This window comes from Pseudomonas sp. NPDC096917 (genome assembly GCF_044762555.1).
GTDB lineage: Bacteria > Pseudomonadota > Gammaproteobacteria > Pseudomonadales > Pseudomonadaceae > Aquipseudomonas.
On record NZ_JBIWEO010000013.1, the window covers coordinates 57,827 to 74,218 of the forward strand.

14 protein-coding genes and 1 pseudogene are annotated in these 16,392 nt (G+C 58.5%); 8 read left to right on the plus strand and 7 right to left on the minus strand.

Annotation, left to right across the window (positions count from 1 at the left end):
- The first annotated feature begins 23 nt into the window (after positions 1-23).
- Positions 24-707 (plus strand): alpha/beta family hydrolase, encoded by a 684-nt coding sequence (locus tag ACIQYF_RS16410; protein ID WP_402863811.1) that lies wholly within the window; start codon positions 24-26, stop codon positions 705-707.
- A gap of 69 nt (positions 708-776) precedes the next feature.
- Here ACIQYF_RS16410 and ACIQYF_RS16415 read toward each other — a convergent pair whose 3' ends face one another.
- Complete coding sequence (locus tag ACIQYF_RS16415; protein WP_402863814.1) at positions 777-2,342, minus strand: methyl-accepting chemotaxis protein; 1,566 nt, start codon at positions 2,340-2,342, stop codon at positions 777-779.
- 239 nt (positions 2,343-2,581) lie between these two features.
- On the minus strand, positions 2,582-5,323 hold the full coding sequence (gene acnA, locus ACIQYF_RS16420) for an aconitate hydratase AcnA (RefSeq protein ID WP_402863817.1): 2,742 nt from the start codon (positions 5,321-5,323) through the stop codon (positions 2,582-2,584).
- A 227-nt stretch (positions 5,324-5,550) separates the two neighbouring features.
- Here acnA and rlmM point away from each other — a divergent pair, with 227 nt between their 5' ends.
- Both rlmM and tusA read left to right on the plus strand, forming a co-directional pair.
- A complete protein-coding gene (gene rlmM / locus ACIQYF_RS16425; RefSeq protein ID WP_402863820.1) occupies positions 5,551-6,627 on the plus strand; it encodes a 23S rRNA (cytidine(2498)-2'-O)-methyltransferase RlmM in 1,077 nt (358 codons plus the stop codon).
- A 14-nt stretch (positions 6,628-6,641) separates the two neighbouring features.
- Positions 6,642-6,890 carry a sulfurtransferase TusA gene (tusA, locus tag ACIQYF_RS16430; protein WP_402863823.1) on the plus strand — a complete coding sequence of 83 codons (249 nt, stop codon included), beginning with the start codon at positions 6,642-6,644 and terminating at the stop codon, positions 6,888-6,890.
- A 103-nt stretch (positions 6,891-6,993) separates the two neighbouring features.
- Here tusA and ACIQYF_RS16435 read toward each other — a convergent pair whose 3' ends face one another.
- Positions 6,994-8,391: an MATE family efflux transporter gene (locus ACIQYF_RS16435; protein WP_402863826.1), complete on the minus strand. Its 1,398-nt coding sequence runs from the start codon at positions 8,389-8,391 to the stop codon at positions 6,994-6,996.
- Between the two features lie 186 nt (positions 8,392-8,577).
- Here ACIQYF_RS16435 and pdxB point away from each other — a divergent pair, with 186 nt between their 5' ends.
- Positions 8,578-9,720 (plus strand): 4-phosphoerythronate dehydrogenase PdxB, encoded by a 1,143-nt coding sequence (pdxB, locus tag ACIQYF_RS16440; RefSeq protein WP_402863829.1) that lies wholly within the window; start codon positions 8,578-8,580, stop codon positions 9,718-9,720.
- Between the two features lie 61 nt (positions 9,721-9,781).
- Here the strand turns inward: pdxB and ACIQYF_RS16445 are convergent, their stop codons facing one another.
- Positions 9,782-9,958 (minus strand): PA1571 family protein, encoded by a 177-nt coding sequence (locus ACIQYF_RS16445; protein ID WP_402863832.1) that lies wholly within the window; start codon positions 9,956-9,958, stop codon positions 9,782-9,784.
- A gap of 255 nt (positions 9,959-10,213) precedes the next feature.
- Between ACIQYF_RS16445 and ACIQYF_RS16450 the strand changes: the two genes are divergently transcribed.
- Positions 10,214-11,989 (plus strand): ABC transporter transmembrane domain-containing protein, encoded by a 1,776-nt coding sequence (locus ACIQYF_RS16450; RefSeq protein WP_402863835.1) that lies wholly within the window; start codon positions 10,214-10,216, stop codon positions 11,987-11,989.
- Between the two features lie 82 nt (positions 11,990-12,071).
- Here ACIQYF_RS16450 and ACIQYF_RS16455 read toward each other — a convergent pair whose 3' ends face one another.
- Together ACIQYF_RS16455 and ACIQYF_RS16460 are read right to left on the minus strand one after the other, a co-directional pair.
- Positions 12,072-12,353 carry a pyrimidine/purine nucleoside phosphorylase gene (locus ACIQYF_RS16455; RefSeq protein ID WP_402863838.1) on the minus strand — a complete coding sequence of 94 codons (282 nt, stop codon included), beginning with the start codon at positions 12,351-12,353 and terminating at the stop codon, positions 12,072-12,074.
- A 90-nt stretch (positions 12,354-12,443) separates the two neighbouring features.
- Positions 12,444-12,986: an exonuclease domain-containing protein gene (locus ACIQYF_RS16460; protein ID WP_402863841.1), complete on the minus strand. Its 543-nt coding sequence runs from the start codon at positions 12,984-12,986 to the stop codon at positions 12,444-12,446.
- A 209-nt stretch (positions 12,987-13,195) separates the two neighbouring features.
- Between ACIQYF_RS16460 and ACIQYF_RS16465 the strand changes: the two genes are divergently transcribed.
- Positions 13,196-13,972: a substrate-binding periplasmic protein gene (locus ACIQYF_RS16465; RefSeq protein ID WP_402863844.1), complete on the plus strand. Its 777-nt coding sequence runs from the start codon at positions 13,196-13,198 to the stop codon at positions 13,970-13,972.
- Between the two features lie 77 nt (positions 13,973-14,049).
- Positions 14,050-14,670: pseudogene (locus ACIQYF_RS16470) on the plus strand (GNAT family N-acetyltransferase); the annotation flags it as partial.
- Between the two features lie 77 nt (positions 14,671-14,747).
- Here ACIQYF_RS16470 and ACIQYF_RS16475 read toward each other — a convergent pair.
- Positions 14,748-15,296 carry an RNA polymerase factor sigma-70 gene (locus tag ACIQYF_RS16475; protein ID WP_402863847.1) on the minus strand — a complete coding sequence of 183 codons (549 nt, stop codon included), beginning with the start codon at positions 15,294-15,296 and terminating at the stop codon, positions 14,748-14,750.
- 323 nt (positions 15,297-15,619) lie between these two features.
- Here ACIQYF_RS16475 and ACIQYF_RS16480 point away from each other — a divergent pair, with 323 nt between their 5' ends.
- On the plus strand, positions 15,620-16,372 hold the full coding sequence (locus ACIQYF_RS16480) for a thioesterase II family protein (RefSeq protein WP_402863850.1): 753 nt from the start codon (positions 15,620-15,622) through the stop codon (positions 16,370-16,372).
- Positions 16,373-16,392 lie beyond the last annotated feature (20 nt).

Consider the following 16,392-nt stretch of genomic DNA (forward strand, 5'->3'; position numbering starts at 1 on the left):
GGCAGACTAAAAGCGAGGCAAGCATGGGTGTAGGCGGCAAAGTCGGTATTGACGAGGATCAATGGGCGCAGTGCCTGCAGGCACGGGGCTGGTTGTGGAACGGTGCGCAAACGCCGTCATCGTCGACCTTGATCCTGGCGCACGGCGCGGGTGCGCCGATGGACAGCGACTGGATGACCGGCATGGCTGAACGCCTTGCTGCACGCGGGATTAACGTCGTGCGCTTCGAGTTCCCGTACATGGCTCAGCGCCGTCTGGAGGGTGGCAAAAGGCCTCCTAATCCGCAGGCCACATTGCTCGAATGCTGGCGCGAGGTGTACAGCGAGGTGCGACGGCATGTCGCTGGGCCATTGGCCATCGGTGGCAAGTCCATGGGGGGGCGCATGGCCAGCCTGGTGGCGGATGAGTTGCAAGTGTCGCGGCTGGTGTGTCTAGGCTATCCGTTCTATGCCGTTGGCAAGCCGGAAAAACCCCGTGTTGCGCACCTGACCGAGCTACGCACACCCACCCTGATCGTGCAGGGCGAGCGTGATGCGCTGGGTAACCGCGAGGCCGTAGAAGCCTACGTGCTGGCGCCGAGCATTGAGGTGTTGTGGTTGACGGCCGGGGACCACGACTTGAAGCCGCTCAAAGCCTCGGGCTTGACCCATGAGCAGCATTTGGACGCAGCGGCAGACAACATTGCCAACTGGCTTGAGTCCGCCTGAGATTTCCTTTGAGGGCGGGCTTGCCCGCGATGCAATCGCGAGCAAGCCCGCTCCCACAGGGGGAGTCGTTCAGCGGTTAAACCGCTCCACCAGCGAATACTGGATATTCACGGTTTGCGCCAGTTCTTCGCTCAATCGCGCTGAATGCTGTGCCTGTTCTGAGGTTTGGTCGGCCAGGTCGGCAATGGTGCTGATGTTGCGGCTGACTTCTTCAGCCACAGCACTTTGTTCCTCGGTGGCAGCGGCAATCTGGGTGGTCATGTCGGTGATGTTGGCCACCGCTTCACTGATCCCGACCAGCGCTGCGTCGGCTTCCAGTACCCGCGCCACACCTTCTTGGGCCTGGCGGTGCCCGGCGTTCATGGTCTGCACGGCAGTCGCCGCTGTCTGCTGCAGCTTGGCAATCAACGCATGAATCTGCCCTGTCGACAGGCTGGTGCGTTGCGCCAATTGGCGTACTTCATCGGCCACTACCGCAAAGCCTCGGCCCATTTCTCCCGCTCGTGCGGCTTCAATCGCCGCGTTCAGCGCCAGCAGGTTGGTCTGATCGGCAATCCCTTTGATCACATCGACCACGCCGCCGATCTCATCGCTGTCCTTGGCCAGTTGAGTCACGGTGGCGCCGGTTTCACCCACAACCACAGACAAACGCTCAATGGCTTCTCGGGTTTCGCCCGCGATATCGCGACCACGGCTGGTCAGGCGGTTGGCTTCTTGTGTGGCGTCGGCGGTGCGTTGCACGTGGCTGGCGACTTCTTGCGTGGTCGCGGCCATTTGATTGATTGCAGTGGCAACCTGCTCGGTCTCGACGCGCTGGCGCTCCAGCCCGCTGGAGCTCTTGTGCGTCAACGCATCCGATTGCCGGGCTTGCTCGCTCAGGTGCTCAGCGGTGTCTTGCAGACGGGTCAGGCAGGTTTTGAGGCGTGCCTCCTGGCTCAGAATGGACATTTCCAGGCGTGCTTGCGGGCCGCGGCTGTCGGTGTACATTTGCGCAATCAGCGGATCGGACGTGGTTTGCTCGGCCAGGCGCAACAAGCGCTTGATCCCGCGTTGTTGCCAGGTCAGGCCGAGCAGCCCCAGCGGGATCGACAACAGTGCAGCCAAGGCAAAGCCCCAGCTGGAGTTGAGCAGGGCGCCGATGATGAAACTCAATTGGCTGACCAAAATAAACGGCAGCCAGTCTTGCAGCACCGGCAGCCATTTGTCACGGCGCGGAACGGCGGGTTTGCCGCGATTGAGCCGCAGGTACAGCGCCTCGGCTCGGCGGATTTGCTCAGCGGTCGGCTTGACTCGCACCGATTCGTAACCCACCACGCGTTCGTTTTCAAACACCGGGGTGACGTAGGCATTGACCCAGTAATGGTCGCCGGACTTGCAGCGGTTCTTGACGATGCCCATCCACGGCATGCCCTTTTTCAGGGTGCCCCACATGTGTTCAAAAACAGCCGGGGGGACATCCGGATGGCGCACAAGATTGTGGGGGGCGCGAACCAGCTCATCGCGCGTAAACCCGCTGATTTCAACAAAGGCGTCATTGCAGTAGGTGATCATACCTTTGGCATCGGTCGTGGAAATCAACCGTTGTTGCGCGGGGAATGTGCGTTCGCGTTGAGTGATGGGCTGGTTGTTACGCATGTCGTTTCAATCCGCAAGACTTTGACAGGCTGTCGGCATGGGGCGCGAATTGTTTAATTTATATTTCGGTGCACGACGTTGCGGGCAGTTCCGGTCGTCACTGCCCAGGCACGAAGGCTGCTCGCAGCAGTCGTCCAGTAAACTCAGAGCCCTCGGTGTGTCTGACACAACGAGGGCTCTGGTTTTACAGCCGCTTCACGCCTGATTGCAGCCTTCGTGCCTAGGCAGCGACTACGGGGTTAGGAAGCAATCAGCTGACGCAGTACGTAGTGCAAGATCCCGCCCGCCTTGAAGTATTCCACTTCATTGAGGGTGTCGATCCGGCAGAGCACGTCGACTTTTTCCTGCTGGCCATTTTCACGAGTGATCACCAGTGTCAGGTTCATGCGGGGTTGGAGTGCGGCGCCGGTCAGCCCCAGAATGTCGAGGGTTTCCTTGCCAGTCAGTTTCAGGCTCTTGCGGTTCTGGTCCAGCTTGAACTGCAAGGGCAAGACGCCCATGCCTACCAGATTGGAACGGTGGATGCGCTCAAAGCTCTCGGCAATCACCGCTTTGACCCCCAGCAGATTGGTGCCCTTGGCTGCCCAGTCACGGCTGGATCCTGTGCCATATTCTTGACCGGCAATCACCACCAGCGGCGTGCCCGAGGCCTGATAACGCATGGCGGCATCGTAAATCGGTAGTTTTTCGCCGGTTGGGATGTAAATCGTATTGCCGCCTTCTTCGCCGCCAAGCATTTCATTGCGAATGCGGATGTTAGCGAAGGTGCCGCGCATCATCACTTCGTGGTTGCCACGGCGCGAACCGTACGAGTTGAAATCACGTGGTTCGACGCCTTTCTCGCGCAAGTAACGACCGGCCGGGCTATCGGCCTTGATGTTGCCGGCAGGGGAGATGTGGTCGGTGGTCACTGAATCACCCAGCAACGCCAGAATGTTCGCGCGTTTGACGTCTTCAATCACTGGCAATGGGCCACCAATCTCATCGAAGAACGGCGGGTGCTGTATGTACGTGGAGTCTTCCTGCCACACATAAGTGGCCGCCTGTGGGACTTCAATGGCTTGCCATTGTTCGTCACCTGCAAATACCTCGGCGTACTCCTTGTGGAACATAGCGGTACTGACCTGCGCCACCGCGTCAGCGATTTCTTTCTGGCTGGGCCAGATGTCACGCAAGTAAACCGGTTTGCCGTCTGTGCCCACGCCCAGCGGTTCACTGCTGATGTCAATGCGCACTGTGCCCGCCAAGGCATAGGCAACCACCAACGGCGGCGAGGCCAGCCAGTTGGTTTTGACCAGCGGGTGTACACGGCCTTCAAAGTTGCGGTTGCCCGACAACACCGATGCCACGGTGAGATCGGATTGGGTGATGGCTTTTTCAATCGGCTCGGGCAATGGCCCGGAGTTGCCAATACAGGTGGTGCAGCCATAACCGACCAAGGCAAAACCCAGTTGGTCGAGGTAGTGCGTGAGGCCTGCCGCCTTGTAGTAATCGGTCACCACCTTGGAGCCGGGGGCCAGCGACGTTTTGACCCAGGGCTGGCTTTTAAGGCCTTTTTCGATCGCCTTTTTCGCCACCAGGCCGGCAGCCATCATCACGCTCGGGTTAGAGGTGTTGGTGCACGAGGTAATCGCGGCAATCACCACGGCACCGTTTTTCAGGCGATAGGTTTGCCCTTCATAGTTGTATTCCACCTCGCCCACCAGGTCGGCATTGCCAACGGCCACGCCACCACCGCCTTCGCTTTCCAGGCGGCCTTCTTCTTTATTGGTGGGTTTAAACTGCAGGCTCAAGAAATCGCTGAACGCCTGTGCAACATGGGGCAGTGCCACCCGGTCTTGCGGGCGTTTGGGCCCTGCCAGGCTGGCTTCGACAGTGCCCATGTCGAGTGCCAGGGTGTCGGTAAAGATCGGCTCCTGCCCGGCTTCACGCCACAGGCCCTGAGCCTTGCAGTAAGCCTCCACCAGTTTGACCGTGGCGTCGGGGCGCCCGGACAGGCGCAGGTAATCCAGGGTGATCTCATCCACCGGGAAAAAACCGCAGGTGGCGCCGTACTCAGGGGCCATGTTGGCAATCGTGGCGCGGTCGGCCAATGGCAAATCAGCCAGGCCGTCGCCGTAGAACTCGACAAACTTGCCCACTACCCCCTTGCTTCGCAGCATTTGCGTGACCGTCAGCACCAAGTCTGTGGCGGTGATGCCTTCTTTCAGCTTGCCACTGAGCTTGAAACCCACCACTTCGGGGATCAGCATCGACACCGGCTGGCCGAGCATCGCGGCTTCGGCTTCGATACCGCCGACGCCCCAGCCCAACACGCCGAGGCCGTTGATCATGGTGGTGTGTGAGTCGGTGCCGACCAACGTGTCGGGGAACGCATACGTGCGCCCGTCCTCGTCTTTGGTCCAGACCGTACGGCCCAGATATTCCAGGTTTACCTGGTGGCAAATCCCGGTGCCTGGCGGCACTACGCTGAAGTTATCGAATGCATCCTGGCCCCAGCGCAAAAACGCATAGCGTTCGCCGTTACGTTCCATCTCAATGTCGACGTTCTGCTCAAAGGCACTGGCGCTGGCGAACTTGTCGACCATCACTGAGTGGTCAATCACCAGGTCCACCGGCGACAACGGGTTGATGCGCTGTGGGTCGCCGCCGGCCTTGGCCATCGCGGCGCGCATGGCGGCCAGATCGACCACCGCCGGTACTCCGGTAAAGTCCTGCATCAACACACGGGCCGGTCTGTACTGGATTTCCCGGTCGCTGCGTCGCTCCTTGAGCCAGGCGGCGAGGGCTTTAAGGTCGGACTCGGTGACGGTTTTACCGTCCTCCCAACGCAGCAGGTTTTCCAGCAGCACTTTGAGCGACATCGGCAATTTGCTCAAATCACCAAGGGCCTTGGCGGCGAGCGGAAGGCTGAAGTAGTGATAAGTCTTATCGGCGACTTTCAGTGTGGCGAGGGATTTCAGGCTATCGAGGGAGGACATGAAATGACTCCTTTTGATCCGCGCGGCACGGATCGAGTGGTACGAACAAAGCGGTGAGCAGAGCTACTAACCTAGCCCTGATTCAATGATCTGGCTAATAACTGGACTGTCTATACGGGTTCTAGGTTCCGAACTCAGTTATCATGCCCGCCTTTTTGTGACAGTCCTTGCTCCAGAGCAAGGTTGCGCAGTGAGCTAATTTCCGCTTGCTGCCCAGGAGTAATTCAATGAACACCGTTTTTATGCATTGCCGTCCCGGTTTCGAAGGCGAAGTGTGCTCGGAAATCGCCGAGCATGCCGCCCGCCTGAATGTGTCCGGGTACGCCAAGGCCAAACCTAGCACCGCCTGCGCCGAGTTTGTGTGCACCGAAGAAGGCGGCGCCGAGCGGCTGATGAAGGGGTTGCGCTTTGCCGAGCTGATTTTCCCGCGCCAATGGGCACGCGGCAGCTTTGTCGATTTACCGGAAACCGACCGTATCAGCGTCATCCTTGAGCATATGGCTGACTTCCCGGTGTGTGGCAGCTTGTGGCTGGAAGTGGTCGACACCAACGACGGCAAAGAACTGTCCAACTTCTGCAAGAAGTTCGAAGGGCATCTGCGCAAGGCCTTGCTCAAGGCGGGCAAGCTGGTCGAAGACGCCGACCATAAACCACGCTTGCTGCTGACTTTTAAAAGTGGGCGCGAAGTGTTTCTGGGGCTGGCTGAGTCCAACAACTCGGCCATGTGGCCCATGGGCATCCCGCGTCTCAAGTTCCCGCGTGAGGCCCCGAGCCGCTCGACCCTGAAACTGGAAGAAGCCTGGCACCACTTCATCCCTCGCGATCAGTGGGATGAGCGCCTGCACAGTGACATGACCGGCGTTGACCTGGGTGCCGCCCCCGGTGGCTGGACCTGGCAACTGGTCAATCGCGGCATGATCGTGACTGCCATCGACAACGGACCAATGGCTGAAAGCCTGATGGACACCGGCCTGGTGCAGCACTTGATGGCCGATGGTTTCACCTTCAAGCCCAAGCAACCGGTGGACTGGATGGTGTGCGACATCGTCGAAAAACCGGCGCGTAATGCGGCCATGCTGGAAGAGTGGATCGGTGAGGGGCATTGCAGTGAAGCAGTGGTTAACTTGAAACTGCCGATGAAACAGCGCTACGCCGAAGTGCGTCGCTTGCTTGACCGTATTGCTGATGGTTTCAAGGCTCGCGGTATTCAAGTGGACATTGGCTGCAAGCAGCTGTACCACGACCGTGAAGAAGTGACCTGCCATTTGCGTCGATTGGACGTTAAAAAGCCTAAATCTCGTTGATTCAGGAGTAAAAGATGAGCGTTGTTGATCTGCCGTTTGACGGCATTCTGGATGCCACAGGCTTGAACTGCCCTGAGCCAGTGATGATGTTGCATCAACATATTCGCGACCTCGCGGCGGGCGGCGTGCTGAAAGTCATTGCCACCGACCCGTCGACCCGCCGCGACATCCCCAAATTCTGTGTATTTCTGGACCACGAACTGCTGGACCAGAAAGAAGAGGCGGGCACGTACCTGTATTGGATACGTAAAAACCGGGGCTGACTTCAAACCTGTAGCCGCTGCCGGGGGCTGCGATGGGGCGCCAGCGATCCCCGTTGCTCAAGGTCCTGCGGCCCTTATCGCAGCCTTCGGCAGCGGCTACAGATCAAGCGGCGCGACGAATGTGTTTCTTCGCGCTGCGAATCAAGCGCACCGCCAGCATCAGCGCCGCACAGGTCAGCCCCACGATCAATCCTTGCCACAGCCCGCTCGGGCCTCTGGCGTTACCCAACCAGTCGGTCAATCCCAGCGCATACCCCACTGGCAACCCGACGCCCCAGTAGGCGAACAGCGTCAGGATCATCGTCACCCGCGTGTCTTGATAACCGCGCAGGGCGCCTGCTGCCGTTACTTGAATCACATCCGAAAACTGATACAGCGCGGCAAACATCAACAGCATGGTTGCGACTTCAATCACGCTCGGGTCGGCGGTGTACACCGTGGCAATCGGCCCGCGCAGCACGTAGATAAGACTCGCCGAAATACACGCCCATAGCAGTGCAGTGCCCATGCCAACGCCCGCGACAAACCGCGCTTCACGTGGTTGCTGGCGCCCCAGCGCCTGGCCTACGCGCACCGTAATCGCCATGCCCAGCGAATACGGGATCATAAACACCAGCGAGCTGAAGTTAAGTGCAATCTGATGGCCCGCGACTACCGTTGCGCCAAGGCTGCCGATCAGCAGGGCAATCACCGCAAAAATGCTCGACTCGGCAAACACCGCCACACCGATGGGCACACCCACATTCAGCAGGCGCTTGATGATCGCCCACTTGGGCCATTCAAAATGGCTGTATACCCGGCTCGACTGGTAGAGGGCGCCGCGAAAGGTCCAGACCACCATGCCCAGCGCCATAAACCACATCACAATCGCCGTGGCCCAGCCGCACCCCACGCCGCCCATGGCCGGCACGCCCAAATGGCCATAAATAAACACGTAGTTGAGCGGGATGTTCAGCGCCAGGGCGGACAAGCCCAGGATCATGCTGGGCCGGGTCTTGCCCAGCCCATCGCTGAAGCAACGCAGCACGCAGTACACCCCGACCGCGGGCATGCCGCTGGCAATGCCGTGCAAGTAACCCATGCTCGGCTCGATCAACTCCGGGTCGACCCTCATCAAGCGCAGCAAGGGTTCAGCGCCGATCAATAACCCTGCCGCACACAGCCCGGTGAACAAGGCCAGCCACAGCGCCTGGCGCACAATCGGGCCAATTTCGGGATGGGCATTGGCGCCAAAACGCTGGGCAACTTTAGGGGTGGTGGCCAGCAGAATGCCCGACATCAGCAAAAACACCGGCACCCAGATCGAGTTGCCGAGTGCCACGGCTGCCAGGTCGCGAGGCCCGACTCGGCCTGCCATCACCGCATCAACAAAGCCCATCGCTGTGGTGGCGACCTGGGAAATGATGATGGGAAACGCCAGCGCCAACAGCGCCCGCACTTCGGTGCTAACCCGTGCCGGGCGGCTGACAGTCATAGAAGAGGGTTGGGTCACAGAGTTCACAAGCGTGCATCCACAGTGTTTAACGCGCAAAGCCGATAAGTGTACGCCTGCACAAGTGGCCATCAAAATGCTGAGTGGTCGTGGCTTTGTAAACGCAGCGTGTAGCCGATGTCACAAGATGCCACGCCTCGCTGGCCCATTGCGCTCAACAACGCCTACACTGCCATTCCGCGAAAGGAGCCTGCCATGTTGATTGTTGCTGATGAAAATATTCCGTTGATCGAAGCGTTCTTTGCAGAGTTCGGTGAAATACGCCGCTTGCCAGGGCGCCAGATCACCCGTGCCGACGTGCACGATGCGGATGTCTTGCTGGTGCGTTCGGTGACTAAAGTCAACCGCGACCTGCTCGAAGGCAGCGCGGTGCGTTTTGTCGGCACTTGCACCATCGGCACCGATCACCTGGACCTCGACTACTTTCAGCAAGCAGGCATACGGTGGTCCAGTGCGCCTGGGTGCAATGCACGCGGAGTGGTCGATTACGTACTCGGCAGCTTGCTGACCCTGGCTGAGATCGAAGGTGTCGATCTGACTCAGCGTACTTACGGTGTGGTGGGCGCTGGTGAGGTGGGGGGGCGGCTGGTCAGCGTCCTGCGTGGCCTGGGTTTCAACGTACTGGTCTGCGATCCGCCGCGTCAGGCGGTCGAAGGCGGTGATTACGTCAGCCTTGAGCAGATCATCGAGCGTTGCGACGTGATCAGCCTGCACACGCCTCTGGACAAGAACGGCGCAAGCCCGACCTGGCATTTGTTCGATCATCCGCGCTTGAATCAGCTCAACCACGGCACTTGGCTGATCAACGCCAGCCGGGGTCCGGTCATCGACAACAACGCCTTGCGCGATGTGCTGACTCAGCGCGAAGACCTGCAAGCGGTCATGGATGTGTGGGAAGCCGAGCCGCAAGTCGACGTCGAACTGGCTGAGTTGTGCGTGCTGGCCACCCCGCACATTGCCGGATACAGCCTGGACGGCAAACAGCGCGGCACCGCGCAGATTTACCAGGCGTTTTGTGATTTTCTCGGTCAGGAGGCGCCTATCAAGCTCGCGGACCTACTACCCGCGCCCTGGCTGGCCAAGGTCGAACTGAGTGCAGAGAGCGATCCGGCCTGGGTTCTGGGCATGCTGTGTCGCGGTGTTTACGACCCACGCCGCGATGATGCGGATTTTCGCCGTAGCCTGATCGGCAATGTTCAGGAACAGAAACTGGCGTTCGATGCCCTGCGCAAAAACTATCCGGTGCGCCGCGAAATCGAAGGGTTGCAGGTGCATATCCAAGGCGAGTCAGTGGCCTTGAAGCAACTGGTCAAAGCGCTGGGTGGCGAGTTGGTGTAGGAGCGAGCCTGTCTCGCGATCTTTTGATCTTATAAAAGATCGCGAAACAGGCTGTTGAGGTTCAGTCTTTCTGAGCAGGCTTAACCAAACGCTGTTCCAGTTCGTGGCAGGCGTTCTGAATCATCTCTTCAGTGATCAGAACTTCCTTACCCTCAGCATCGATAAATGCGCACCCTAGCGAAGCCTGTGGCTGAGTGCGGATTACCGGTACTGCTTGAGCGTTGTGTTGTAAGTCCATGGCCTGTCTCCTCATCAGGGTGTAGCGCTACTTTAGATCCGTTAAATGACCAAGCTGTTACACAACTTGGCGGCGGCATCCAGTCCAACAGAAATATCCGGAAACTTCCAGCCTCACCTTAGAACTTTAAAGCCTAGACCTTGTGGCACGGGGTCATATTCAAACCGAGTGAGAAAGGTTTACCGGTTTTATTCCGGGTTCGATGTAGGCTATGTCTTGTTTTTAGCCGTTGCCCTTGAGTGATTGACCATCTGGATGCCCTCGATGCTTTCTTCCCGTCAACGACGTGCCATTCGTCTGGCCGCCCATTTTGTAGCCCCTTATCGCTGGCAGGCCCTTGGCGCCTTGCTGGCCTTGATCGTCACGGCGGGTATCACGCTGTCGATGGGGCAGGGCATTCGCCTGCTGGTCGACAAAGGTTTCATGACCCAGTCACCGCACATGCTCAACCAGTCCATAGGCTTGTTTTTGCTGTTGGTTCTAGGGCTGTCGGTGGGCACGTTTGTGCGTTTCTACCTGGTGTCGTGGATTGGCGAACGCGTGGTGGCTGACATTCGCCGACAAGTGTTTAACCACTTGATCGGGCTGCATCCGGGCTTTTATGAAAACAACCGCAGCTCGGAAATCCAGTCGCGGCTGACCACCGATACCACCTTGCTGCAATCGGTGATTGGCTCATCGCTGTCCTTGTTTTTGCGCAACAGCCTGATGGTGATCGGCGGCGTGGTACTGCTGTTTATCACCAACCCCAAACTCACCAGCATCGTGGTGGTCGCCTTGCCCTTGGTGCTGGCGCCGATTTTGATCTTCGGCCGTCGGGTGCGCAGCTTGTCCCGTCAAAGCCAGGACCGGATTGCCGATGTTGGCAGTTACGTCGCCGAAGCCCTGGGCCAGATCAAAACGGTTCAGGCATACAACCACCAGCAGCAAGACCAGCAGCGCTTCGCGCAAACCGTTGAAGGTGCATTTGCCACGGCGCGCAAGCGGATCTTGCAGCGCTCATGGCTGATTACCCTGGTGATCTCGCTGGTGCTGGGCGCGGTGGGGGTCATGCTGTGGGTCGGCGGCATGGACGTTATCGCCGGGAGAATCACCGGCGGTGAACTGGCGGCGTTTGTGTTTTACAGCCTGGTGGTGGGCAGTGCCTTTGGCACCCTGAGTGAAGTGATTGGCGAGCTGCAACAGGCGGCGGGTGCGGCTGAGCGGATTGCTGAGTTGCTGCAATCCAAAAGTCAGATCGAAGTGCCTGAGAGTGGCTTGCAAGTGTTGCCGGAGCGGGTAGCAGGCAATTTGCAGCTCCAAGACCTGTATTTTTCTTACCCGTCGCGGCCTGAAAGCTACGCAATTGCCGGGCTTGGTCTGACGATTAAAGCAGGCGAAACCCTGGCCCTGGTCGGGCCTTCAGGGGCGGGCAAATCGACACTGTTCGACTTGCTGCTGCGTTTTTACGACCCTCAGCAAGGCCAGATCCTGCTGGAAGGTCACCCGATCAAACAGCTTGATCCGCATGATCTGCGGCGCTGTTTTGCCTTGGTCTCGCAAACGCCTGCGTTGTTTTTCGGCTCGGTCGAAGACAACATTCGCTATGGCAATGCCCTGGCGACCGACGCTCAGGTCGAGGCGGCGGCGCGCATCGCGCATGCTCATGACTTTATTCTGCAAATGCCTGACGGCTACAAAACGCATTTGGGGGATGGCGGGCAGGGGTTGTCCGGCGGTCAACGCCAGCGCCTGGCGATTGCCCGGGCACTATTGGTGGATGCGCCGATCTTGTTACTGGACGAAGCCACCAGCGCCCTGGATGCGCAAAGTGAACACTTGATCCAGCAAGCCTTGCCAAGCCTGATGCAAGGCCGCACCACGCTGGTCATCGCCCACCGCTTGGCGACGGTCCAGAATGCGGACCGCATTGCCGTGATGGATCAGGGCAAGCTGGTTGCGGTTGGCACTCACGCCCAGTTAATCGCCAGCAACCCGCTGTATGCGCGGTTGGCAGCGTTGCAATTCAATACGGGAAGTCCCCACCCGTAGGCGCTGGCGAAGGCTGCGATCTTTTGATCTTTAAAAGATCGCAGGCTGTGCCAGCGCCCACGTTTTTACGCGGGGGTGTAACTCAGCGGTACTCGCACAGGTAGGCGGTTTCAACCACGACCTTGAGCTGGAACTTGCTGTTTTCAGGGATGTGGAACTCGTCGCCGGTCTTGAACGTTTCAAATTCGCTGCTGCCCGGCAGCTTGACGCTCAGTTCGCCATACACGACGTGCATGATTTCACGCTCGGCAGTGCCGAACTCATATTCACCCGGGGCCATGACGCCAATAGTGGCGTTGCCTTCAGCTTGTGTGAAAGCAATCGACTTGACGGTACCGTCGAAGTATTCGTTGACTTTAAACATGGCGATTCCTCGGAATGGGTTAAAAAGGCTGGCCAGTATGCAGAAGCCGATTTATCCCGTCACGCCCTTTTATGACAGCGTTACGCGGCCCTAAACCTTGAATACCAGCGGCAACAAACGCGCTGTATTGCGGGCGTCTTCGAGTGCGCGGTGTTGTTGCCCGCTGAACTGCATGCCCGCCAGTTGCAGTGCGCTATTAAGTCCCAGCGGGCTCTTCAACTGGCGTGCTTGAGCGAATTGCTGCTTGAGATTCATGTGCGGCAACCGCGCCAGCGCGCTGTCCAGCCTCTTTTGCTGCCATTCCTGTTCCAGCTGTCGGCGGTCGTAATCGCCCCAACTGGCCCAGCCTTCGAGTTTTGGCAGGTGTTGACCCAGCCAGCGCTCGAACTGTTCCCAGACCTGCTTTGTCGGGCTTGCGCTATCAATATTGGCTTGGGTGATATGGGTTAACTGGCGGCAAAAAGGGGTCAGTAATGGGCGGCGTTGCGGTCGGATAAAGCGTTGGAAATGATCCACCTCGCGCCCGGCACGGGTGACCACGCTGGCACCGATTTCAATCACTTCCATTTCTTCCAGAGGCCAGCCGCCGTCATCTGTAGTGGCTTCCAAGTCAATTACCAGCCAGTGAGGCATGTGCAGCTTCCTTTAACAGCGTCGGCGTTGAAGATGCAGCGTAGCTAAAGCGCTGCAACAGAGTACTTAATTTGTAGTGGGCCAGTCCCGCGCTGCTTGGTAGTCTAGCGCACATAAATTACGGTCTTGCCTGATCTCAGGTCTTGTACCTACCAATAAGTTCCAGTTAATGGCGCCACTCGAGGTGCACTGCGTTGAAGTGTTTGCCAATGTGGATGGTCCACTGTGTGTTGCTGACGCTGGGTGCTGCTGTGCAGACGCCATCGTGGGCGGCTCAGGAAATCAGAGTCGGCGCAGCACATTTTCCACCCTATATCGTGCGCCCAGAACGAGGCGCCGACACCGGGTTGCTGCCGCAATTGCTGACGGCGCTCAATCAACTGCAAAGTGACTACCACTTCATCATTGTCCCCACCTCCGTTGCTCGACGAATACGTGACTTTGATCAGGGCCGAGTGGACATGCTGTTGTTTGAAAACCCCGACTGGGGCTGGCGCGATGTGGTCTACAGTCGTGTAGACCTTGGCCTTGAAGACGCGGAAGTATTTGTTACGAGACGCCAACCGGGCCGTGAGCAAACCTATTTTGACAATCTGGATGGCAAGCGAATGGCCCTGTTCACGGGCTATCACTACGCGTTTGCCGGTTTTAACCCCCGCGCGAAATTCTTGACCAGCACCTTTAACGCCACCCTGACGTACTCCCATCGAAGCAACTTGCAGATGGTTCTGCGGGGTCGGGTCGACATCACGTTAATGACCCGCTCCAACCTCAGAGAAATACTCAACAACAACCCGCAGTTCGAAAGCCAGATCATGGTGTCTGAGCGTGCCGATCAGATCTATCACCATTTCGCCTTCTTGCGACCGCAGGGGCCGATCCAGAGCCAGGCATTTAGCCGGTTGATGCAAACATTGCGCGACAGCGGCCAATTAGAAGCGATTTTTGCGCCCTACCACATCGAGCAGGTTGCTGTTGTTCCCTAGGACATGCCGTACACAACCTAAATTTCGCCTGGCGGGCTACGTCACACAGCCTATCTGTTGACGAAAATTGTGAGCCCAAGATGACCACTACCGCCCCGCAATCCCATCCGCAGCGTCCGGCCAAACCTCAGGGCGAAGTGTACCGCCGCTTCGACCCCCAACTGGGTGCCTGGATCTCCTTGCGCACTTTGGACATCGATCTTGATCTTGAACGCTTCAGCCGTTGGCAAAACACCCCGCGCGTCGTCGCTTTTTGGGATGAAGGAGGAAGCCTTGAAGAGCATCGTCGCTACCTGGAAAAGCTCGCAGCCGACCCACACACCCTGACCCTGATCGGGTGTTTCGACGACCAGCCGTTTGCTTATTACGAGGCCTACTGGGCCAAAGAAGACCGCATCGCACCGTTTTATGACGTGGGTGACTATGACCGCGGTATCCACATGTTGGTCGGTGAACAAGCGCATCGGGGTCCGCACAAGGTTGCCAGCTGGCTATCGGCGTTGACCCACTACCTGTTTGAAGATGAACCGCGCACCCAGCGCGTGGTGGCCGAGCCGCGTGCCGACAACGCCAAAATGATTGGCTACATGCAAGCGCAGGGTTACGCGCGGATCAAGGAGTTCGACTTCCCGCACAAGCGGGCGGCGTTGATGGTGCTCGACAGAGCGGGGTTTGCTGAACGCCAGGCGTTGGCATAAATACTTGGCGGCCCACCGCAGCCTTCAGCAGCGACTACAGGGTGCGTAGTTGCTGCCCAAGCGCCGGTGTTTTCGGTTCAGCGCCGGGCAAACGTATCCGCTCGAGTCCCCGACACTTTGCGGCAATGAATCAGCGCATCCCGAATCATGAAGTTCACCAGCGTCGGTGATACCCCCAACTCCTTGGCAATGTCCTTTTGCTGAACGCCGTGCAAGCGGTACATCTCAAACGCATAGCGCGTTCGGCTTGGCAGCTCGGTCAGGGCTTCGGCGATGTTTTCCAGGGTCGAGAAATTGATGTGCGAGGTTTCCGGTGATGCGCCGTGAATCACCACATTCAAGCCTTCCTCTTCCGGCCCGGAATACTTCTGCTCCAGCGCCTGCTTGCGATAGTGATCAATCGCCAAATTACGCACGATCTGAAACAGGTAGCTCAACTGTGCCTTGAAGGAGGAGGTGATCTGCGGCGCTGACTGCAAGCGGAAGAAAGCATCCTGTACCACGTCTTCGGCCCGGGATCGGCAGCCGGTGATCCGCGCCGCGATTTTGACCAGGATTAATCGATTATCGACAAAGGCCTGAAGTAAGGGTGAGTCGCACCTGCTTGTGGACATTGGTTCCGTCATGGAGATCACCTGTGGCAGTTGAAAAAGTGCAGGCCCTTACTCGGCAGTCGGCTACACAGTTGGCAACAAATTAGGATGAATGATAATGATTGTCAATTGAGAAACATAATTAATACCGCGCTGCGCAGGAGATTGCGACGAGGCTCACATCCCGCGCGATTGACTGCAAAAGGCCAGCACTGCATCGACTAATTATTTGCTAGGGCCGGTCGTTCTCAAGGGACAAAGGCCGGTGATACAGACCGGCGATGAACGGGTGGCGAAGGAGGGCGATATGGTTTTTGCACGTGGGCCGGCGGTGCTTCACAGCGGTGGAAATGATCATGAGTGAGGGGGTCAAGCTGCGTTTGTTTTGCCTGCCTTACTCCGGCGCCAGCGCCATGGTTTATAGCCGCTGGCGCCGTTCGCTGCCTGAATGGTTGCAGGTGCGGCCGCTGGAATTACCGGGACGCGGCATGCGCATGGACGAGCCGCTGCAACGCGAGATACGGCCATTGGCCCACCAGTTGGCGAATGAAATCAGCGCCGAACTGGACCGCCCCTACGCCGTGTTTGGCCACAGCTTGGGCGGCCTGCTGGCGTTTGAGCTGGCCCATGCCCTGCGCGAGCGCGGTCTGCCTGAGCCGCTGGCGCTGTTTGTCTCGGCCACCGCCGGTCCCGCTCGCCGGGACGTCAGTGACTACGCGGTGGCCAAAACCAACGCGCAACTGATTGAGCGCCTGCGTGAACTCAAAGGCACCTCTGAAGAAGTGTTGGCCAATGCTGAGCTGATGCAATTGATGCTGCCGATCCTGCGCGCCGACTTCCTGTTATGCGCCAGTTTCAGCCACGGCCAGCGTGCCCCATTGCCGCTGCCGATCCATGTGTTTGGTGGCAAGCAAGACAGCGTGCGCGCCGAACAACTGCTCGATTGGCAGGCCGATACCAGCAGCGCTTTTTCGCTGGATATGTTCGAAGGCCATCACTTTTTCCTGCTCCAGCAAGAAGCTCCGCTGCTGCGTTGCCTGCGCCGCTACGCCGAAGAGCATCTGGCGCACTGGCGCAATCAACAGACCCGACAGCTCACCCACGGGTAAAGCGCCCCCGCGGTTTCTCG